Annotated in this window: 19 protein-coding genes; all 19 read right to left on the bottom strand. The window is 55.4% G+C overall.

The features are described from left to right. Positions 1–33: 33 nt before the first annotated feature. The 19 genes from L1D43_RS14020 to L1D43_RS13930 all read right to left on the bottom strand — a co-directional run bounded on the left by L1D43_RS14020 (position 34) and on the right by L1D43_RS13930 (position 18,895). A complete protein-coding gene (locus L1D43_RS14020) occupies positions 34–681 on the bottom strand; it encodes a pilus assembly protein (protein ID WP_239852537.1) in 648 nt (215 codons plus the stop codon). 32 nt (positions 682–713) lie between these two features. Then, positions 714–1,196, bottom strand: a complete 483-nt coding sequence (locus L1D43_RS14015) for a tetratricopeptide repeat protein (protein WP_239852535.1) — start codon at positions 1,194–1,196, stop codon at positions 714–716. Next, positions 1,184–1,528, bottom strand: coding sequence for a DUF192 domain-containing protein (locus tag L1D43_RS14010; protein ID WP_239852527.1), 345 nt, complete (start codon positions 1,526–1,528; stop codon positions 1,184–1,186). The genes L1D43_RS14015 and L1D43_RS14010 overlap by 13 nt, the downstream gene beginning before the upstream one ends. Before the next feature lies 1 nt (position 1,529). Further along, positions 1,530–2,393: a type II secretion system F family protein gene (locus tag L1D43_RS14005; RefSeq protein WP_239852525.1), complete on the bottom strand. Its 864-nt coding sequence runs from the start codon at positions 2,391–2,393 to the stop codon at positions 1,530–1,532. An 8-nt stretch (positions 2,394–2,401) separates the two neighbouring features. After that, a complete protein-coding gene (locus L1D43_RS14000) occupies positions 2,402–3,253 on the bottom strand; it encodes a type II secretion system F family protein (protein ID WP_041508435.1) in 852 nt (283 codons plus the stop codon). Continuing rightward, complete coding sequence (locus tag L1D43_RS13995) at positions 3,246–4,952, bottom strand: ATPase, T2SS/T4P/T4SS family (protein WP_041508436.1); 1,707 nt, start codon at positions 4,950–4,952, stop codon at positions 3,246–3,248. Before L1D43_RS13995 ends, L1D43_RS14000 begins: the two co-directional genes overlap by 8 nt. A 9-nt stretch (positions 4,953–4,961) precedes the next feature. Further along, positions 4,962–6,272 carry a pilus assembly protein N-terminal domain-containing protein gene (locus L1D43_RS13990; protein ID WP_239852524.1) on the bottom strand — a complete coding sequence of 437 codons (1,311 nt, stop codon included), beginning with the start codon at positions 6,270–6,272 and terminating at the stop codon, positions 4,962–4,964. Next, positions 6,269–7,165, bottom strand: a complete 897-nt coding sequence (gene cpaB, locus L1D43_RS13985) for a Flp pilus assembly protein CpaB (RefSeq protein WP_239852522.1) — start codon at positions 7,163–7,165, stop codon at positions 6,269–6,271. Before cpaB ends, L1D43_RS13990 begins: the two co-directional genes overlap by 4 nt. Before the next feature lie 14 nt (positions 7,166–7,179). Further along, positions 7,180–7,371: a hypothetical protein gene (locus L1D43_RS13980; RefSeq protein WP_239852520.1), complete on the bottom strand. Its 192-nt coding sequence runs from the start codon at positions 7,369–7,371 to the stop codon at positions 7,180–7,182. A gap of 7 nt (positions 7,372–7,378) precedes the next feature. Continuing rightward, positions 7,379–8,050: a hypothetical protein gene (locus tag L1D43_RS13975; RefSeq protein WP_239852518.1), complete on the bottom strand. Its 672-nt coding sequence runs from the start codon at positions 8,048–8,050 to the stop codon at positions 7,379–7,381. A 4-nt stretch (positions 8,051–8,054) separates the two neighbouring features. Further along, entirely contained in the window at positions 8,055–8,915 is an 861-nt protein-coding gene (locus tag L1D43_RS13970) for a hypothetical protein (RefSeq protein WP_239852517.1), read from the bottom strand. After that, positions 8,915–10,273 carry a hypothetical protein gene (locus L1D43_RS13965; protein ID WP_239852515.1) on the bottom strand — a complete coding sequence of 453 codons (1,359 nt, stop codon included), beginning with the start codon at positions 10,271–10,273 and terminating at the stop codon, positions 8,915–8,917. Before L1D43_RS13965 ends, L1D43_RS13970 begins: the two co-directional genes overlap by 1 nt. Positions 10,274–10,352: 79 nt before the next feature. Next, positions 10,353–10,661 carry a pilus assembly protein gene (locus L1D43_RS13960; protein ID WP_239852513.1) on the bottom strand — a complete coding sequence of 103 codons (309 nt, stop codon included), beginning with the start codon at positions 10,659–10,661 and terminating at the stop codon, positions 10,353–10,355. 61 nt (positions 10,662–10,722) lie between these two features. Continuing rightward, entirely contained in the window at positions 10,723–10,995 is a 273-nt protein-coding gene (locus L1D43_RS13955; protein WP_041508442.1) for a pilus assembly protein, read from the bottom strand. 123 nt (positions 10,996–11,118) lie between these two features. Next, positions 11,119–11,739, bottom strand: a complete 621-nt coding sequence (locus tag L1D43_RS13950; protein WP_239852511.1) for a LuxR C-terminal-related transcriptional regulator — start codon at positions 11,737–11,739, stop codon at positions 11,119–11,121. 263 nt (positions 11,740–12,002) lie between these two features. Next, positions 12,003–13,445 carry an insulinase family protein gene (locus tag L1D43_RS13945; protein WP_239852509.1) on the bottom strand — a complete coding sequence of 481 codons (1,443 nt, stop codon included), beginning with the start codon at positions 13,443–13,445 and terminating at the stop codon, positions 12,003–12,005. Next, a complete protein-coding gene (locus L1D43_RS13940; protein WP_239852507.1) occupies positions 13,442–14,869 on the bottom strand; it encodes a pitrilysin family protein in 1,428 nt (475 codons plus the stop codon). Before L1D43_RS13940 ends, L1D43_RS13945 begins: the two co-directional genes overlap by 4 nt. 24 nt (positions 14,870–14,893) lie before the next feature. After that, on the bottom strand, positions 14,894–16,429 hold the full coding sequence (gene norR / locus L1D43_RS13935) for a nitric oxide reductase transcriptional regulator NorR (protein ID WP_239852506.1): 1,536 nt from the start codon (positions 16,427–16,429) through the stop codon (positions 14,894–14,896). A gap of 174 nt (positions 16,430–16,603) precedes the next feature. Beyond that, positions 16,604–18,895 (bottom strand): nitric-oxide reductase large subunit, encoded by a 2,292-nt coding sequence (locus tag L1D43_RS13930; RefSeq protein WP_239852504.1) that lies wholly within the window; start codon positions 18,893–18,895, stop codon positions 16,604–16,606. Positions 18,896–19,145: the final 250 nt, after the last annotated feature.

The raw sequence follows: 19,145 nt of genomic DNA, 5'->3' as shown, positions 1-19,145 counted from the left end.
TATTGAATATTCGGTTTAGGTATTTCGTCGGGCTTACATTCGAAACGGGGTCTGCATGCGCATCAGCCCCTGTGCCGTGAGCGCCAGATAGGTATCTCCCGTTGCTAGCCCCAATAGGTTGCAGGCAAGTTGGTCCTGACTCGGGTTGTAAAACGGCGAGGTGACTATCTCCTTGATGAGGTAATTGGCAAAGGGCACGATCAGCTTTTGGCACCAGCGCACCTCTATCTGCAGCAGGTTGGCGTCCTGCACATTCAGCTGTCGGTTATTGCCGACATTCTTAGGTGCTGGATTACGAAACATCAGGTTGTTGTTGGGGATCTCGTAGCGATAGCCAGTGTCATACTGACTGCGTACCTTGAACTGGTCGAAGGTTTCCCTGTCTGGGCTGAGTATTCTTATCTGGCTTTGTACCAGGGTGGCGATTCTCGCCTTGGCATAGGCCTGAACCGTGTCGGTCATGCCTGTACCATGGGCAAATAACGGCATCATCCCCTGGGCCAGCCCTTTGCGGATCTCATCGATACTGCCATGGTGCAGCGTACCGGCCCGGACGGCGGAAACCGTGGCGGCATCCAGGGTGCTCTTGCTGGTATAGATAAAGGCCCACTGCACAATCAGCATCATGGCCACCAGTATGATGGGCATGAGAAAGGGCAGGGCGAGGCTGAATTCAAACATGCTCTGACCTCGCTGCTTTGAGCGCGCCTTTATCATAACCCTGCCTGTGCCGTGTTCTGTGGCTGGCTCTGCAGCTGGTTAAGGGCGTCGAGTAGCGCCCTGATCTGACGGCCCACGGCTGAGTCGGCATCGCCCTGGCTGCTGGCGGTGTTGAGTACATTGGTCGACTGCTTGATACGTACCAGTCCCATGTTGTACCAGGCCTTCTGGTTATTCGGCTCTAGCTCGATGCAGCGTCGATAGGCGGCGATGGCGGCCTCATGACGGTTGGTGCGGGTATAGATGTTGCCCAGGCGAAACCAGGCTGGCGCATAGTTAGGCACGCTCTTTAGTACCTCCAGGTAGAGGCTCTCTGCCTGATCAAGCATGGCTAGCTTGTAGGCTTGCTCCGCCTGAGACTGAATCGCCATGATCTGCTCGTTACCCTTGTGCTCCGGCTTCTGAGGCGTCGATGAGCAGGCGCCGAGCAATGCCGTGATGGCTACGATTAGTGAGAGGCGTATTAGTTTGCCCATGTCAAAATATCTCCGGGTTTTATCTGTTTGTGGGTAGAGTTGCCTGCCGCCAGTTCCAGCACCTGGGTGGCGCCGCGACAGGCGCTGCCGCGCCAGGGCTTGAGGTCTCGGGTGACTTTGAGCACCTTGTTGTGTTTATTGAGGTAGACGATATCCAGCGAATAGCCCATGCCTATGGTGTGTACCGAACTGCAGGGAGCGATCAGCATGCCCTGCTCATTCGACAGTGGCCTGCGACCCAGGAGCCCCCTGAGTCTGAGCCAGGGGGTATCGGCCACGAACACTTCGCTGATCGCCTGACCGTTTGGGGTTTTCAGTTTGGTTTTCTTCATGTTAGAGCTCGTACATAAACTTCATGGCGATCGGGAAGGCCAAGATCATAAAGGTCACGGGAAAGATGAAGACGATCAGCGGGAAGACCAGCTTGACCGGCGCCTCCAACGCCTTCTTCTCGGCGCGTTGAAAACGCTCGATTCGGCGTTGATCCGACTGGATCCTCAGCGTCTGCCCCAGGCTGGCACCGGTTCTTTCCGCCTGCGCCAGAGCGCTGACCAGGCTGTTGACCTCGGTCACCTGTACACGATCCGCCATGTTACGAAACGCCTGGGCACGTGACATACCGGCACGCATGTCGCGGATCACCTTCTCAAACTCGATACGCAGTGGGCCGGCGGGGCCACGCTCGACCGCCTGGCTGAGTGCCCCCGTCATGTTCAGGCCCGCTTCGATGGACATGGTGAGGTAATCCAAGTACACGGGCAGGCTCTTGACGATCAATCCCTGGCGTTTCTTACGCAGATCGTTAAGGGTCATCACAGGCAGAAAGTAACCCAGCACGGCGGCCAGCAGCAGGTACTGAGGTACATAGGCGTCTAGCATGGCACTACAGATAAGCGTCAGCCCCAGGCTAAACAGGGTGCTTAAGATGCGGATGGCAAAGTATTGCTCCGCGGTCATGATGTAAGACAGCCCCGAGACCTGGAGTTTCTTGGAGACCCGCTCCAGATAGTCGACGCTCAGGTTTTCACTGACATAGAAGGCCAGCAGGCGCACCAAGGGCCAGATAAGCTTAAGACCCGGCGACAGCGGATCCATAAACTCACGGTTTTCCTTGGGGACCCTGAGGTAGATACGGGCGCAGCTGATGGTCAGGAAAACCAGGGAGACCACGAAGCAGGCGACAATAAGATTGACCATGATTTTTCCTATACGTCTATCGCGACGATCTTACGGATCGACAGGTAACCACTGGAGAGCATGATGATGACCAGGGCGATCAGGGCCCAGCCCATGGGCTCGGTGAAAATGCGGCCCATGGCGGAAGGCTCCATGTGGTAGAGCACCACGCCGATGAACACGGGCAGCAGTGTCATCACTATCCCTTGCATCTTGCCCTGAGAGGTCAACGCATCGATCTTGCCTTCCATCTCTATCTTCTTACGCAGGGTGGCAGAGAGTCGCAGCAGCACCTCGGCCAGGTTGCCGCCGACCTCGCGAGAGATCTGCATGCCGGCGGTCACCAGCTGAAACTCCTCTTCCGGGATGCGTTTAAACATGTTGTCCAGCGCGGTGTTGAACTCCACCCCCAGGCGCTGCTCACGCAGGAATAGCTGAAACTCCTGCTTGATCGGCGCCTCCATCTCCTCGGCCATAAACTCGATGGCGTTGCTGACGTTGGCACCAGATTGCATCGAGGAGGCGACCATGTTGAGCGCGTCGGGCAGCTGGTGGACAAACTTACGGCGACGGCGCTTATGCAGGAACTGATAGGCAAAGCGCGGCAGCAGGGCCAGCACGATACTTACCAAGATCCCCAGCACCCAAGAGCCGAAGAAGAGCCGCACCACGAAAGGCACCGCCAACAGGGTCAGCATGTTGATGACAAACAGCTGCCTGGGCTCGATAAACAGGAACATATCGAACAGGTTGGTGCGGGCCGAACTGGTAAAGGTTTCCTGATAGCGCTTGGCGAATCGTGTCGACAGGTGCTTTAGCGCCCATACCAGCATGGTGACCGAGGCAAACGCCAGCAGGGCGGCGATTAACGGACTACTCATAGCGGCTATCCTTGTCGAAAATATCCAGACGCACGGCGATTCCTTGTTTGCGCAGCTGTTCATAGAACTCGGGCAGGGTGCCGGTAGCCGTGTAGTAGCCCTGTACCTTACCCTGCTCGTCGAAGCCGGTTTGCTGGAACTTGAAGATCTCCGAGAGCTGCACCACCGCGCCCTCGATGCCTGTTACCTCACAGATACTGGTGACCCGGCGCGAGCCGTCACAGAAGCGCGACTGCTGCACTATGATGTTGACCGCCGAGGTGATCTGTTCGCGAATCGCCGTTACCGGCAGATCCATGCCCGCCATCATCACCATCACCTCCAGACGTGAGATACAGTCTCTGGGAGAGTTGGAGTGTGCCGTGGTGAGCGAGCCGTCGTGACCCGTGTTCATCGCCTGCAGCATGTCCAACGCTTCACCGCCACGACACTCACCAATCACCACACGATCGGGGCGCATCCGCAGACAGTTCTTGACCAGATCACGGATCTCGATGGCACCCTTGCCCTCCTGATTGGGGGGACGGGCCTCGAGGGAGACCAGGTTGGGTTGATAGAGCTGTAGCTCGGCGGCATCTTCCACCGTGACGATACGCTCGTTATCGGGAATAAAGTTAGACAGCACGTTCAGCAGGGTGGTCTTACCCGAGCCAGTGCCCCCCGAGATGACCACGTTGCGCTTCTGCTTCACGGCGATTTCGAGGAACTCTGCCATGGCCGGGCTCATGGAGCCGAAGGCCACCAGATCGTCACAGCTCAGGCGTCGCTGCATAAACTTACGTATGGTGATGCAGGGGCCCTTGAGCGCCAGCGGGGGGATCACCGCATTCACGCGGGAGCCATCCTTGAGGCGGGCATCCACCATGGGCGAGCTCTCATCGATACGTCGGCCTATGGGGGTCACGATACGTTCGATGGCGCCCAGCACCGCCTGATCGTCTGAGAAGGCGATATCCGATAGGTAGAGGTTACCCGCTTTCTCATAGAAGATCTGATCATGGCTGTTGACCATGATCTCGGTGACATCCGGGTCGGCAATCAGCCCCTCGAGTGGCCCCAGGCCTATGGTCTCGTCCAGTACCTCTTTGGTGATCGCCGAGATCTCGATATCTTCGGGTAGCTTGAAGTTGTCGATGATCTGCTTGAGCAGCACCTCGCTCTGGGCGCGAAGCTCGGTATCGCTCATCTCGTTCACATTGACCCTACGCAGATCCATCTGCTTGAGTAGCTCGGTATGCACCTTGCGGCGCCACTCGTTGCGCCTTTGGATTTGGGCGCTCTGCTCTGACACTATCTGAGGTGTTGCCTCGACCGATGCTGCCACGGGCATGCTTGCTACAGGGGCGGCTGCGACGGGAGCCGCTGGTGGTGGCGTCTCAGCGGGGACGCTGGCCTGAAATTGTGGATCGCTGCTCTGTACCCTGAGCTGGTAATCACCTACTTGGATCTTGTCGTTGAGACTGAGGGGGCCGAACTCCTGATGCTTCTCATCGTTCACGCGTACGCCAGTGCGGCTTTTGTTATCGACGATGAAGATGCCATCCTCATTTTGCCGTAAGGTGGCGTGATGCTTGGAGATCTTAAAGCCTCGAAGGACGATCAGCTGGTCGGGATCTTTGCCCACGCGACATTCGCGATGGATACACTGAAACTCGCCGACCTTGGTGCCCTTAGTGGTGCTGACTAAGATATTAAACATGCGCTGCTCCTAGTCCAAGATGTAGAAAGCTTCGAGCTTGGTGGCTTCTTCTGCCATCTCCAGGCCACGATTGAGCTGAGTGTCATGCTCTTGCTGCCCCGGATAGACCACCACGGGCGTGACGAAGATAACCAGTTCTGTCTTGTCGTCTTTAAAGTCGCGCGACTTAAAGAGTTCACCCAGAATGGGAATATCGCCCAGCAGAGGGAACTTGTTGACTATCTTAGACATCTCGCTGTTGACTAGGCCCGAGATCACTATGGTTTCGTTGTTTTTTACGTTGATAACCGACTCGGTGCGGCGGGTTAGCATGCCAGGCACACCATCGACGGCCACCGAAGGGTCGATGGAGCTGACCTCGGCCATCACCCGGCTGACGATGTTTTGTTGATCATCGACCACAGGCTCGATATCCAGCTTGATACCGTATTCTTTGTATTCGACATCCACGGCGCCCAGGCCGCTGACGCTACGTATGGGGAACTCGCCACCGGCCAGGAAGCTGGCCGACTCGCCGCTGCGGGTGGTCAGATTGGGCTGCGCCAGCAGGCGGGCGTCGCCTTTTTCTGACAGCAACTGGATCTGGCTGCCGATGCCCGAGACGATACCCAGTGAGCTCCAGCCGCGGGTATCCAGCACACCAATGTTGCTGGTTATGGCTTCTGTGATGGCCTCGGTATATTGCCCGGGGGAGGCGACGTTGAAGATAGGATTGGCGGTGAACCCCTTGGCTACACCATAGGCCGGTCCGGCCATGGAGGTCTCCCATTTGATGCCGACGTTGTTGAGGGTCGACTTGTTAAACTCGACGATCTTGACCTGCATCTTCACCATGGGGGACATGGTCTTGGCAAACTTGAGGTATTTCACCAGAGAGACGATGTTAGGGCCGCCTTCGAGGACCTTCTCCAGCTGCTCCTTCTGCGCTAGGTCGGCTTCGCCCTGAACTATGATCAGGCCATCGCTTTCCGATACGGTGAGCGATGGGAAGGCGCTCAGCATCTTCTTGACCATGGCGGTCGTGGCAAGGCTGTTGTCTGGGGTGACGGTGAGGCTGAGCTTGATCAGCTTGCCATCTTTCTGCCACAACTGCAGGTCGGTATTGCCCGGGGCTTCGCCGATCAGCAAGACCCCCTTGTTGTCGACGACCTTGGCGCTGAGCACCTTGCCGTTACCCACGACGATGCGCTCGACATTGGCCGCCTTGTAGAGTTCGACGGCACCGACATAGAGCTTCATCGGGCGGTTGTTGTGCGCCATGCTCGAGGCGGGGAGCAGTAGGCATATCCAAAAAAATGCGACAATTTTCAATGTTTTCATAGTACGGCTTTATCTTTCAGTTGACTGAGTTGCTCTAGCATCTCTTTGGGAAGCGGGTAGGTTTGGGTACTGGTCTTGATGCCACTGCCGCCGGTGATCACCTCGACGGCAAGCTCGTGGTTTTTCTCTTCGCGGTTAAACAGCTGGCCCTCATGCATAGAGATAAACTCTAGCGCGCTAGACTCCTTCTGGTTTCTCAGCAGGGTGACGAACTTGCCTTTCTCTTTTGCCAGGGAGACGCGGGCCGCGTCGTTGACCGATAGCGCCAGGGTCACAGTGTTATAGGCGTTAGGATTGTCGTACAGGGTGTCGACCAGCTCTGGATTAACATCTATGCTGCGTCTGCCGGTGGCCAATACGGTGACATCTTCAAGCAGTAGCTGAAGTCTCTTTCGCTCGCCATCGCGGCCCTCTTCTTTGAAGGCCAGCAGGAGGTCGACATGATCCGAGGGCACCAGCATGCCGGCATTCGAGTTAAGTTCATCGATATCTATGGTGACGGCGCGCTGACCCTCTTTGAGGATGTCAGAGAACTGTGCCACACGCATGCCGGGCAGATAGGTTTCGATCAAGGGGCGGCCCGGAGCCATGGGTTGCAGCAACATCTGACCTGAGACCTCGCCGAAGCGGCTGGGGTGTATGGCATCCAGCGGCAGGGTATCGGCGCGGATCTGACGTACCGACATGTTGGCCTGGGAGATGATGTCGCCCTTTTGCAATTGCTGGGTGGCGACGATCACGTCGGCCATGGCGATGTTGTCCTTGGTTAACTCATCTCTGAGTTCCTGCTCTTTGGCTATGAAGTAATTCTTGGTCGCCCACGCCGAAATACCACCTAATATCAAGGCAATAACTAGCAGCACCCAATTGAAGTCAATTGATTTTAATTTCATCGTTAAACCTGAAGTTAGTTGGGGAGTATCGAGAGCGATTTCGTATAGGCAAACGCCGTATACCACTCGGTGAGGGCATCGGCGCACAGATCCAGCACATTGTCATCATTGCTGACGGGTGTGAGCAGAGCGGTGACTAAGGCGCCGCATACCACTAGGTATTCGACGCTGGCCTGGCCCCGACAGCGGGTGTTGCTTAACTGCATGGGTTCATCATCCTTGTTTCACTTGATTGGCAACTATGTAAACTTGCGAATTACGGGTATCGAAGCTGATGTCGACACTATTGGTTCCCTGGCTCATCTGCAGGGCGGCCTTACCCGATTGGGTATCGAGTATGGCGGTTTCTTCAATCCAGCCTCGCTGCTGGTAGTGGCGGCGGTAGTAGTGATAGTTGCTGGCCAGGCTACGAGTGCTGCTCAGCACTATGGTGCGTCCCTGTTTGTAGAGATCGGTCGAGGCGATATCCGACAGCAGGGTCGCGCCACTGGGCTGGGGGAAGGTGTTGCGTCTGACTTTAGTCAGCTCATTCTCTTCCATGTTCTTAGTGATGCCGACAAAGGCGGTGACGCCATCAAACTGCTGGCTGATACGAGCGGTCAGCAGATAGGGAGGCTGCAGGCTGTTGATCACTAGGTCGCCGTTAAAGGGACGCGAATCGAAGCGTTCGCTGTCCTTCTGCCAGGCCTTAGTAAAGAAGGCTGCCAGCTGAGCCTGGGTCTGGGTGTCTTTGACCACCCAGGTCTTCATGGGGTAGCCGTTGTAGCGCATCTCATCGGCGACTATTTCTACCTTGGCTGTGTCGGGAAAATCTATTTCTGGCCAGTCGCTTGCGTGTGAGAGGCTGGTGAACAGGACGAGGATAAGGGGGAAAAGCGATTTCATGGGGTTAGCCTCCACAGTTCTTGGTGCCATAGGTACATAGGCGATTAGCGGGTAGCACATCGGGCTCGACGAAACCTAGCTTCAGCGAGTTGGACTTGATCTCTTTGCCGAAGGGGATAATGCCGATGAGGTTCTGGGCGGTGCGGATCACGCCAACGTCCATATAGTTGGTCAGCACCAAGCGTCTAACCCGGTTCCTCACATGGTAGGGGCCGGCGGCGTTCCATCCCGAGGCGAGCAGGGCGCTTTGGCCGTGAACACTCAGATCCAGCTCGTCAAAAGGGCTCATGTTGAGGTTTTCCAGATCTGTCCTGATCTGGGTGCGATAGAACTGATCTCTGGGCAGTTTAAAGCCGGTGAAAGAGAGCATGCCCACGGCCTGCTCGACGGTCTTGCCGTAGGTGCCTGGCGTGCCTGTGCCCTGTTGGCTGCCGGTAATTCTGGCCAGTTCCTGCTCATCCTTGGCCGACTCCTGCAGGTTCTTGAGCAGCAGAGTGTTTGTGCCGTCGCGCCTTAGAGGATACTTGAGCAGTGGGTGGACCCTGTTGTCCCAGCTCCACTTTTCCTGATGGCGGCTCGCTATCTTGCGACCATCTTGCTGGTATAAGCGCCAGGGCAGGTATTGCATCTGCTGGTCATCCGAACGGATGGCCACATAGAGGCCACTGCGGCTGGGCATTCTGTCCGGTCGTCCCTCTTTCCAGACGGTGCGCTCCCAGGCGTTATAGTGCGCGGCCTGATCCGCCCTGTGCTGGGCTGAAGAAACCTTTGACAGTAGCGGGAAGACGACCAACAGGGGGATAATCACCAAGCTGAGTCCGACCACACTTTCGACCAATGCCTGGCCCTGTTGTTTTCTGGCCATTAGAGCATCCTCGTCAGGGCCAGCACTGTGCTGCGCTCGCCATTGGTAGAGTCGGTGAGACGAGTCTGCCAGAAGGGGTTGTAGAGGTTGCCATACTCGTGGCGACCATCGCGTCTGGCCCAGGAAGAGGTGATCTGCATCAGATCTCTGGGGCGAGAGTAGTAGGCCTGCGCCGTCGCCAGGGCCGTCATGCGATTGCCGAGCATCTCCTCGTCTTTCGCCGGATTGAGGCCATCACCCACCAGCTTGGTGCTGCTCGAGGTGCCGACCTTGTTCCGCTCCTTAGAGACCACCACGGCAATATTATCTGTCTGACTCTTCTTGTTGGCGCTGCTTGAGAGGCCAAAGAAGGGGCGCACCCCATTGTAGTCGCCACGGGTTTCCTGGGCGTAACCTGCGTATCGGGATGCGGTGCGATTGATGCTGCGACTACTGCCCCATGAGTGGCGATTGCCGACCCGGGCGATATTGGCGCGATCATCCGAGCTGGTTGAGCCCCAGCCCAGCGGGGTTTCCCTGTATCCGCGCCAGCGGCATCCTGACCAGCTACAACGAAACTTAGAGAGGTGAAAACTGATGGTGTCCATCGAGGTCCAGGACTCTGCCTGTCCATTTTTGTAGCTAATGAGATCGCTGCCACCGGTTTTTTGGGTTTTCCAACGTATGGGAAAGAGGGTCATCGACCAGATGCCGCCCAGCTTGTAGGTTCGCTTTGCGCTGAAAGGATCTCTGGAGGCCAGGGTCACGCCGATAAAATCTTTAAACTGGGTTTCCTTTCTGTTGGAACCGCGACTATGGCGCTTCTGGAATGATATCCAGGTATCTTTCACATCGAGAAACAGTAGCGGGTTTTGCGCCAGATCCAGCCTGGCTTCGCTATCGTTGGCTTTGACCACCTTGCCAGCCGATTCGATGCTGGAGGCCATGCCTGCGTAGTGGATAACCTGTTGTGAGCTGCTCAAGGTCCAGAGGATGGCGTCTTCGGCGTAGATCAAACCCTCAAACACGGGTTGTGCCACCTGATTGATGGTGCCCACCGCCTGTTCTATGCCGCGAACGACGGCGCCGACATAAGGTACCCAGCAGAGGCTGTAACAGGCATTCTGGGCGAATCTGTCTGTCATGTTAAACCAGGAGGAGAGCCCTACCATCTGCGCGATGGCGACCTGGTTCGCGACCGAGGCGCGGTTGGTATAGGCCTTGAAGTTGAAGTCTCTGGCGGCAAAGGTGGCAACGCTGTAGGCCGTGTTGTCGGCGGTATTTTGCAGCTTGGTCGCGTTGAGGTTGACCTTGGCCGTGTTAAAACTGTAGAGCACAGACATGAGTGCGAGCGACATCAGCATTAAAGACAATGCCATGGCCTGTCCTCGCTGTCTGGAGCGCATGGAATTCGGATGCATAGGAGTCTCTTGGCTAGTGTTCGAGGAAAGGGAGGAGTTAATCTACGCCGCTACCTGAGCCACCACCTGAGCCTGTACCACCGCTGGCCTTATTGGCTCCGTCGTTGTAATTACCTAGGTTGTAATCTTTATCGGCGACTTGATTGGCGCTCGATGCCGAGCCCTTGGCTGCCCCTATTTGAGTGGCTGAGTCTTGTCCTGATATTTCGGCTGATAGACCGGCGACCTGGTTGCGCACCGTCTGTCCGAAGAAGCTGTAGACACCAATTGCCGAGACGGCGATTAAGGCGACTATGATGATATATTCGGTCATGCCCTGACCTTTCATGTTTGTTCTCTTCACCATAAATTCCTTTTATGAATGACATCAATGCTAGCGGCTGGAGGCCGCTAGCATTGAAAAGGGCTTAGTTACCCGAAGCGCTCTTGTTGGCAGCGTCGTTATAGTTGCCTAGGTTGTAGTCCTTGCTAGCCACATTGTTTGCGTCGGTAGCAGAACCTTTTGCATTGGTAATCTGTGCTGCCGAATCCTGTCCAGACATCTCTGCCGACAAGCCTGCAACTTGGTTACGAATGGTTTGGCCGAAGAAGCTGTATACTCCGATGGCAGATACGGCGATCAGTGCGACAATGATGATATATTCGGTCATGCCTTGACCGCGTTGCTTTTTCTTTAACATCTCTTTTCTCCTTGAGAATATATAATTAAGACTCGGTTATTTTATCGTCATGCCCTAGTGTCTCAATTATCCCTAGGAATAATATTGTCGTGGCAAACCTACCCGTTGTTATTATTTTCCGTACTAGATTTGGTTATATTTAACCAGGAGCTGTCCTCGACTCTTGCAATCGGTTTTTTTGTAAATGTTTTGTAAATGCATCTTGATAGTATTGATTGAAACATTCATTTTATTTGCGGCTTCCGAGTTGCTTAGGCCCTTGCAAATAAAAGAGAGCACCTCTTTTTCCTTCTTGGTGATCCCCTGAAACAGCGCATGTCGCTCGGAGGCTTTAGCGGGTTGCTGCTGGGTCTGAATATAGTGCGACAGGGCGCTCAGGCTAAAAAACAGGTTACCCTCCAGCACATTGTCGAGCATCTGCACTATGGCGTGCGCAGGACTACATGCCTTTGTTGCACCGCTAAACCCATGTTTTATAAGTGTTAACTCATCTTCCATCGAGAGGCTTTCGCAGATGGCAATATGCTTGCCCGCCGACAAGAGCCCTGAGTCTATCTGACCTAGCTCGCCGTGAACGTCATTAAGAAAATGAAATAGAATTTTGGGGATTTGTTGTGGGGTGTGCCAGGCCGTGAGCGAGTTTGCGCTGGTATTAACTTTTAAATTGAGTAATCCAGAAACATGCTTTAACAGCTGAATATTTTTTGGCGACTGACTCAGGGTAAATATTTCACCATTATACATTTCACGTCCTTATGAGATTTATAATGTACTACTTTGTTACTAATAGGGTTTGTTTATTTATCTGAGCGTAAGACTTTATTATGACTAAATTATTAAACGCTCGTTTATTTTTACGTATTCTATATAAGAAGGAATTAATATCAAGGGGCGACAACTTAGGGTTTATATCCTTTTGGGCAGGAACCCCATAGGATATTGTGTCTAGGTGGGGGAAAGTGAATAGTGCTGGGGCGTGATTTTTACGCCCCATCTTTGAGGCGAGATTAGTCCACCGAGGTGAGCTTGAGTTGCCAGTCGGGTAGCTTTTCCTCGAGATCAGGCCTGATGCGTTCAAAGTCTCCGCGGATGACGATAACAGGTACTTGGCCAAAGTGTTGCTTTGCCATGGCTTGTAGCGATTCGGGTGTCATCTGTTGCCAGCGTAAGAGTCGATCGGATAGCGAGTCGACGCCTGCTTGACGTGCAATGGTCTGAGTGTAGTCCTCGATACGTTGGCCGGGATCATCTTGACGCAGGGCGAGCCGACTAAACTGAGAGGTCTTCAGTGCGGCGAGCTCGGCCGTCGAGGGCGGAGCATCGGCCGCCAGCGCCAGGTGATCTAAGATGCCACGAATGAAGGCGCCCGTATGCTGCTGTTGGGTGGCGCCAAAGTATTTGAGGATCCTTGCCATAGGATTGTTGAAACAGCGGCCATAGATACCATAGGTGAGGCCCCTTTGCTCCCTGAGATCGAAGTAGAGACGGCCAGAGAAGCTACGGCCGAGCCAGCGACTGAGGGCCTCACAGGCAAACGCCGAGTCGGCCTGGTCATCTTGCCCGAGTGGCAGGTGATAGCCGATCCGTACCTGAGTCTGTACCGTGCCCGGTGCATCGATCACAAACAGCTGCTTGCCGTAGGGGCTAAAAGTATCGACGAAGCTGGCCTCATCCGCTTGCTGCTGGCCCAGTTGGCTCAGGCTGGTGGCAAGTTGCTCCATTAAGCTGTCTTCCACCTGAGGGAGGCCCTCCAACAACAGATGCCATTGGCTCTGTGCCTTGGTTTGTTCGAGTAGGGCCAGTAGCTGAGGCTTATCCAGGCTTTGCTGTAGCTCCCTGTTATTCAAGGCCTTATTGTAGGGATGTGTGCTACCTAAGATCTTGTCGGCCCAGACCTGTTCTACCTCGCTGCCGTTAAAGGCCCTGATATGTTTATCCAGAGCCAGTTGGCGCCTGAGTTTGGCCAGATCCAGCTCGCCATAGGCCTCAGGTGACCAGCTCTGCACCAGGATATCCACCGCCTCCACTAGCTCAGATGCCGGGCATTTGAGGCTAAGCCTTAGGCCATGGATGCTGGGGTGTATGCTCAGGCTTTCGAGACAGGGCATGTCGTGGTGATTGGCCAGCTTGACGCTAAGCTGCTGCAGCGCCGTATGCAGAATATCGAGGTTTTCATAGGGAGCAGCCGGGCTGACGGCCAGCAGGTGTATACCGGCCAACTGCGAGGGCATGCCGGGGAGTCTATGTAGGCTCACCTTGTTTGACAGCGAGATAACCTCGGGGCGCGCCAAAGGTGTAAAGTCGCTACTTGCTAGCGCAGGGGCATTGGTCGGTACGTCGAAACTCGGTACCTTAGGGGCTTCTACCTGTGTAAAGGTTAGCCGGGTCTGCTGACAGCCACCGCTTAAGAGTGTGCAGGCGAGGATCAGGAGTACGTTTATCTGTCTCATAGTACCTTCTCCTCCAATGAGTCGGACATGCCGTCGGGGAGCCACTCTAATATCGCCTTGCCCCAACGTATGTACCAGGGGGGAAGCAGATCCAGGCGAACGAAACCCGGGCTGAGATATTGCTGGGTGACCCGCTTGATATCCTCCTGAGTCACGGCCGAAATTCGCTCCCAGGGGGCGGTGAGGGGATGCTCTCTATCTCTAAGTTGGCTGGCGCTGAGCAGATTGGCCAGGCTGACGTCGTTGTCGAGTTTACTCAGCTGGGTGAGTAGCCAACGGCGTTTGAGTTGATCGAGCTCGAGCGGCGTTACCCCCTGGCTTGCCAGAGTATCCACCATACCAGTGATGCGCTGACTGAGATCGTCGAGGGAGACCTTGGCTCTGGGGACCAGAACCAGGTTCATCACGCCAAGATGCTCCATGGAGAGGGGGACAGAGTAATGCAGCAGGGTGTCGGGCGCCTTGAGGTTCATCTGCTCCAGCATGCTGGTGCGGTTTTGCAGCAGATAGTCTTCGACCAGGGTGATGGCGGCGGCATCCGGATGCAGGGCGCCCACCGTGTGCCAGGCCAACATCAGCCCCGGCCAGGGGCCGCGGCTATCGACTATCTCGCCTCGCACCGGCTGTCGCTCGACGGCCAGGGGGGAGAAGTACGCCAGCGGACGACTGGGTTTCTGCCAGTTCCCGAAGTACTGCTCCACCCAGCTAAAGGTTTGTGACGGCAGGTCGCCGACGATAGCCAGCTGCATGGCATCTGGGCGGTAGAAGTCATGGTGGAAACGACTCAGGCTGGCGGGCGTGGCTGCCGACACATCGTCAACTGAGCCGATCACCGCGTGGCCATAGGGGCTGTCTTTTACCTGGTTGAGCAGAAAGGTCATGGCCGAGCGAATATAGGGCTGGTTGTCTATGGTGGTGGCCATCTCTTCGAGCACGGTTTGTTGCTGATTGCGTACCGTCTCTTCGCTGAGTCTGGGGCGGATGAAGCGATCCGATTCGAGCCAGAGCGCCAGCGCTAACGCCTGGCTGGGAAGATTGACATAGTAGTTGGTGGCATCGAAGAAGGTACTGGCGTTAAAGTATCCGCTGTGGGCACTCATGGTCTGGCCATAACTGTCGCCCGGGGCATTCTCGCTGCCCTTAAACAGCATGTGTTCGAACAGATGGGCGTAACCCGATTCGCCCTTGGTCTCGTTGCGCGAACCGACCGCAAATTGGCTGGAGATGGCGACACTCTGCTTATTGGGTAGCGGTAACAGATAGAGGCGTAGGCCGTTATCGAGCTCATGCCGGCTAAGCTTCTGCTCCAATTGATAGAGAGGCGCCGCCAGCGCCTCCAGACTGGGTTCACTGGCGATGGCGTTAAAGCCTAGTAGGCTCAGCAGAGCAACGAGCAGGGAGTAGCGGCGTGTCTGGCTTGGCATCTTATTGTATTTTCTGAAATTGACTTACTTTAACCCTATCCGTTTTGCCAGACGGTGTAAATTCCCCGAATCGACCTCGAGCTCTCTGGCGGTCGCGGCCCAGTTGTTATCGTGCTGGGTGAGGGATTGGCGTATGTAGTCGGCCTGAAAGGCTTCGGTCGCCTGCTTGAGGCTGCCACAAAATTGTGGCGCAACGGTTTTGCCGCTGCTCTGGACGCTGCGTGGCGCCGAGTTGGCGAACTCGAAATGCTCGGGATTGATAAGGCCGTTACTGCCGGACGACTGAGCCCTTGCAAGAATGGCCGCACGGTAGATGCTGTGCTCCAGTTCCCTGACGTTGCCGGGCCATTGGTAGCCCTCGAGCATCGCCAAACTGGCTGGACTGAGCCTCAAGGTCTGCAGTCCTAGTTGCTGACGGCAGCGCTCGACGAAGAAGCCGCTCAGCAGGGTGATGTCCTGCTCCCTTTCTCTCAGCGTCGGGGCAACTAAGGGGAAGACGCTGAGTCTGTGGTAGAGGTCGGCACGAAAACGTCCGGCTAACACCTCGTTCTTGAGGTTTTTATTGGTGGCGGCAATGATGCGCACGTCTACCTTGAGGCTGCGATCGTCACCGACGCGTTGCAGATCGCCATACTGTAATACCCTGAGCAGCTTGGCCTGCAGTGTTAGCGGCAGTTCGCCTATCTCATCGAGAAATAGCGAGCCCTTGTCGGCCATCTCGAACTTACCGCTACGGTTGCTGACGGCGCCGGTAAAGGCCCCTTTGACGTGGCCAAACAGCTCACTCTCGGCCACAGATTCTGGCAGGGCGGCGCAGTTGAGGTAGACCAGGGGCTGGCTGGCGCGCATGGACCCCTGATGGATCTCATGGGCGATCAACTCTTTACCCGTGCCCGTCTCGCCCATGATGAGGACGTTGAGATCCGTCGGTGCCACCACGGCGATCTCCTGCTTAAGGTTGTTCATCACCTGGGACTGACCAATGATCTCCTTGGTGCCTTCCTTATTCTGGGTCGTGCCGTCGTCCTTGTCCCACTGGGCCTGCAGCGCCTGTTTCTCCAGCTTGTCGATCAGCAGGGCGTTGTTGAGGGAGGCCGAGGCGATGGCGCTGATCCCTCTGAGCTGCTCATTGGTGAAGGACTTAAATTGATCCGGATCGAAGCCATCTATGGTCACTGCGCCGATCAGGCTGCCGTCGGCCAGCAGCGGCAGGCCGATACAGGCGTGTACCGTGAGGTTATCGCCCTGATTGGGGATCAGGCCGTCGTAAGGATCGGGTAGATCGCTGTCGGCGGGAAAGCGCACCACGTCACCGGCACGGGCGATCGCCTCCAGTCTGGGGTGCTCGTGGAGGACGAAACGGCGCCCAAGTACATCTGGGCTCAGGCCGTTGATGGCTAATGGGGTAAACTGCTGACCCTTAAATTCTAGCAGCGCCGCGGCGTCGCACTGCATACTTTCCCTGATGGTGTCGAGCAGGCGCGAGAACCTGTCATGATTGGACAATCCCGAGGTGATATCTAACGCCATCCGCGTCAGTTGGGTTTGACTTAGTGCCATGGGGTCTCCGAAATGTAGTACCTATGCCAGGCTGTATCCTTCTCTACTGGCATGCTGCGGCGGTTTTAGATCTTAGTATATGTCAATTTAACACTAATGTTTATTGTCATTTTTACACTTGCTTTGAGGGTAAAAAGGGGTCGCTATGACCCCTTTGTCGAGTGATGTTAGGCCTTATGCGTTAGCCGACAGTGTTGAATCGGCAATGGCTTGAGTACCCTTGGCACCGATGGCCTTCTTGATGATGTCGAACAGGAAGGCACCTAGGAACAGACCACCTGCACCGAAGATGACGTCACCAGGGACACGCATCCAAACCAGTGTCTCAACTAATGGGCTGTGGATCACTTCAGGTGAACGGGCGAACCAGTAGCCATTTTCGATGACGGCGAAGAACTGAGTCAGACCGACAGGTAGCAGTGACATGAAGACCATGGCCGCCAGACCTATGTTCAGGCTCCAGAAGGCACCCTTAAGCAGCTTGTCGCTCCATTGGATCTGACCGGTAAGACCGCGCAGACAGAAGAGCATCAGACCAACACCTAGCATGCCGTATACACCCATGAAGGCGGCGTGGCCGTGGGTCGCAGTAGTGTTAAGACCCTGGATGAAGTAGAGCGAGATCGGTGGGTTGATCAGGAAGCCCAGTACGCCGGCACCCACTAAGTTCCAGAAGGCGGTAGCCACGAAGAACATGATGGCCCACTTGTAGCGAATCATCCAAGGGCTGGCGTTACGCATACGGTAGCTCTCGATAGCCTCGAAGCCGATCAGTGCTAGCGGAACCACTTCCAGTGCTGAGAAGATGGCGCCCCAGGCGATCACACCCGTTGGTGTACCTGTGAAGTAGAGGTGGTGCAGGGTACCGATAAGGCCACCGGTGAGGAAGATAACCGTGGCGAATAGTACGGCGCCGTTGGCGCTACGAGCACGGATTAGACCAAGACGCACCAGCATCAGGGCGATAACAGAGGTCGCGAAGGTCTCGAAGAAGCCTTCTACCCATAGGTGAACTACCCACCAGCGCCAGTACTCGGCGATAGCCAGGTTGGTGTGCTTGCCCATGAAGAGACCGGCACCATAGAAGAGGCCGATGGCGACACAAGAGGCGTACAGTACCCAGATAACAGGGCGCATCTCACCTTGCACCTTAAGGGCTGGGCGGATGGCGGCGGTGACCAGGGTAAGCCAGATTAATAGACCAGCGAGTAGCAGTACCTGCCAGACGCGGCCGAGATCGATATATTCGTATCCTTGATGACCGAAGAGGAAGTTGGTATCCAGGTCGAAATATTGTTGTACACCGATCCATTCACCGGCCATTGAGCCCAGTACTACGATTACCAGGGCAACCCAGAGGACGTTGACGCCAAGGCGTTGGAACTTAGGCTCGTAACCCGATAGCGCAGGTGCGATATAGAGGCCGGTGCCAAGCCAGGCGGTGGCGATCCAGAATACTGCTAGCTGGGTGTGCCAGGTACGTGTTACTGAGTAAGGCAGGATCTCGGATAACGGAATACCGTAGAAGTTTTGGCCTTCTACCGCGTAGTGAGCCGTTATGCCCCCCAGGAGGACCTGTAGCAGGAAGAGACCGACCGCAGTAACGAAGTATTTACCCACGGCTTTCTGTGAGGCCGTTGGCTTCTTGAGGAACAGGGGATCTTCCTTGGCGGGTGTTGGCAGCTCTTCATGCTTGCCAGCCGCATGATGCCAAACCAGAGCGCCGACACCTGCGATCAGGGTCACGATACTCAGGATAGACCAGACGATGTTGTCAGAGGTTGGGGTGTTACCCAGCTGAGGGTCGAATGGCCAATTGTTTGTGTAGGTGTACTCTTGACCTTCACGTTCGGTGATGGCGGCCCAGGCACCCCAGAATAGGAAGGCGTTTAGCTGTTGACGACGCTCTAGGTCGGGTACAGTGCCTTCTTTCATCGCGTATTGTTCACGCAGAGTAGCCAGCTTAGGATCGTCACCGAAGAGAGACAGATAGTGATCCGAAACCTCTTCAATCGCCTTGACGCGGGTGTCAGACAGGCTGATGTGAATCTCACCATTGGCCGAGGTGGTCAGGCTGTTGTGGCGAAGATCGTCACGCAGAGACTGTTCGAGCCCGGCTTTCTTGATAGAGTCCAGTTCGTTAAAGCTTCTGCCATATTGCGCCTTGGCGGTGATATCTAACCAGGCCTGAGCCTCACGGTGTAGCCAGTCTGCGGTCCAGTCTGGGGCAACGTAGGAGCCGTGACCCCAGATAGAGCCTAGCTGGTGTCCGCCCATAGAACGCCAAACCAGTTGGCCGCGTTCGATATCATTTTGAGTGAACAGGGGCTGACCCTGAACATCGGTAAAGGCAGTGGGAATCGGAGGTTTTTCGCGATAGATGTCACTGCCTATGCTTAGCAGGACAGAGAATGAAGCGATAAGTACTATCAAGAGTGCTATCGCCGTTAGCCGTTGTTTGTTCATAGAGCCTCTCAGCGCAATATATTGTAGGTGTGGAGTACCCTGTAATAGCATCTAGTGTGCCAATTTTTTAAGTAGTTGATTATTAATGATTAACCTTGTGTTGGTGTCTTATTAAGTTGTCATAATGACAGCCCTGTTAAAGTGTAAAAATGACACCGTGTGTCAAAAAGACAGTGTGTGTTTTGTCTGTGTCGATTTGATACTTGTTGGCTCGGTGGGGTGATGCTTGGTGACAAAAAAGCCAGCCTCA

Source organism: Shewanella sp. Isolate8, from assembly GCF_022398495.1.
GTDB classification, from domain to species: domain Bacteria; phylum Pseudomonadota; class Gammaproteobacteria; order Enterobacterales; family Shewanellaceae; genus Shewanella; species Shewanella aquimarina.
The sequence above is the reverse complement of the archived record's forward strand: the minus strand, read 5'-3'. Positions and strand labels throughout refer to the sequence as shown.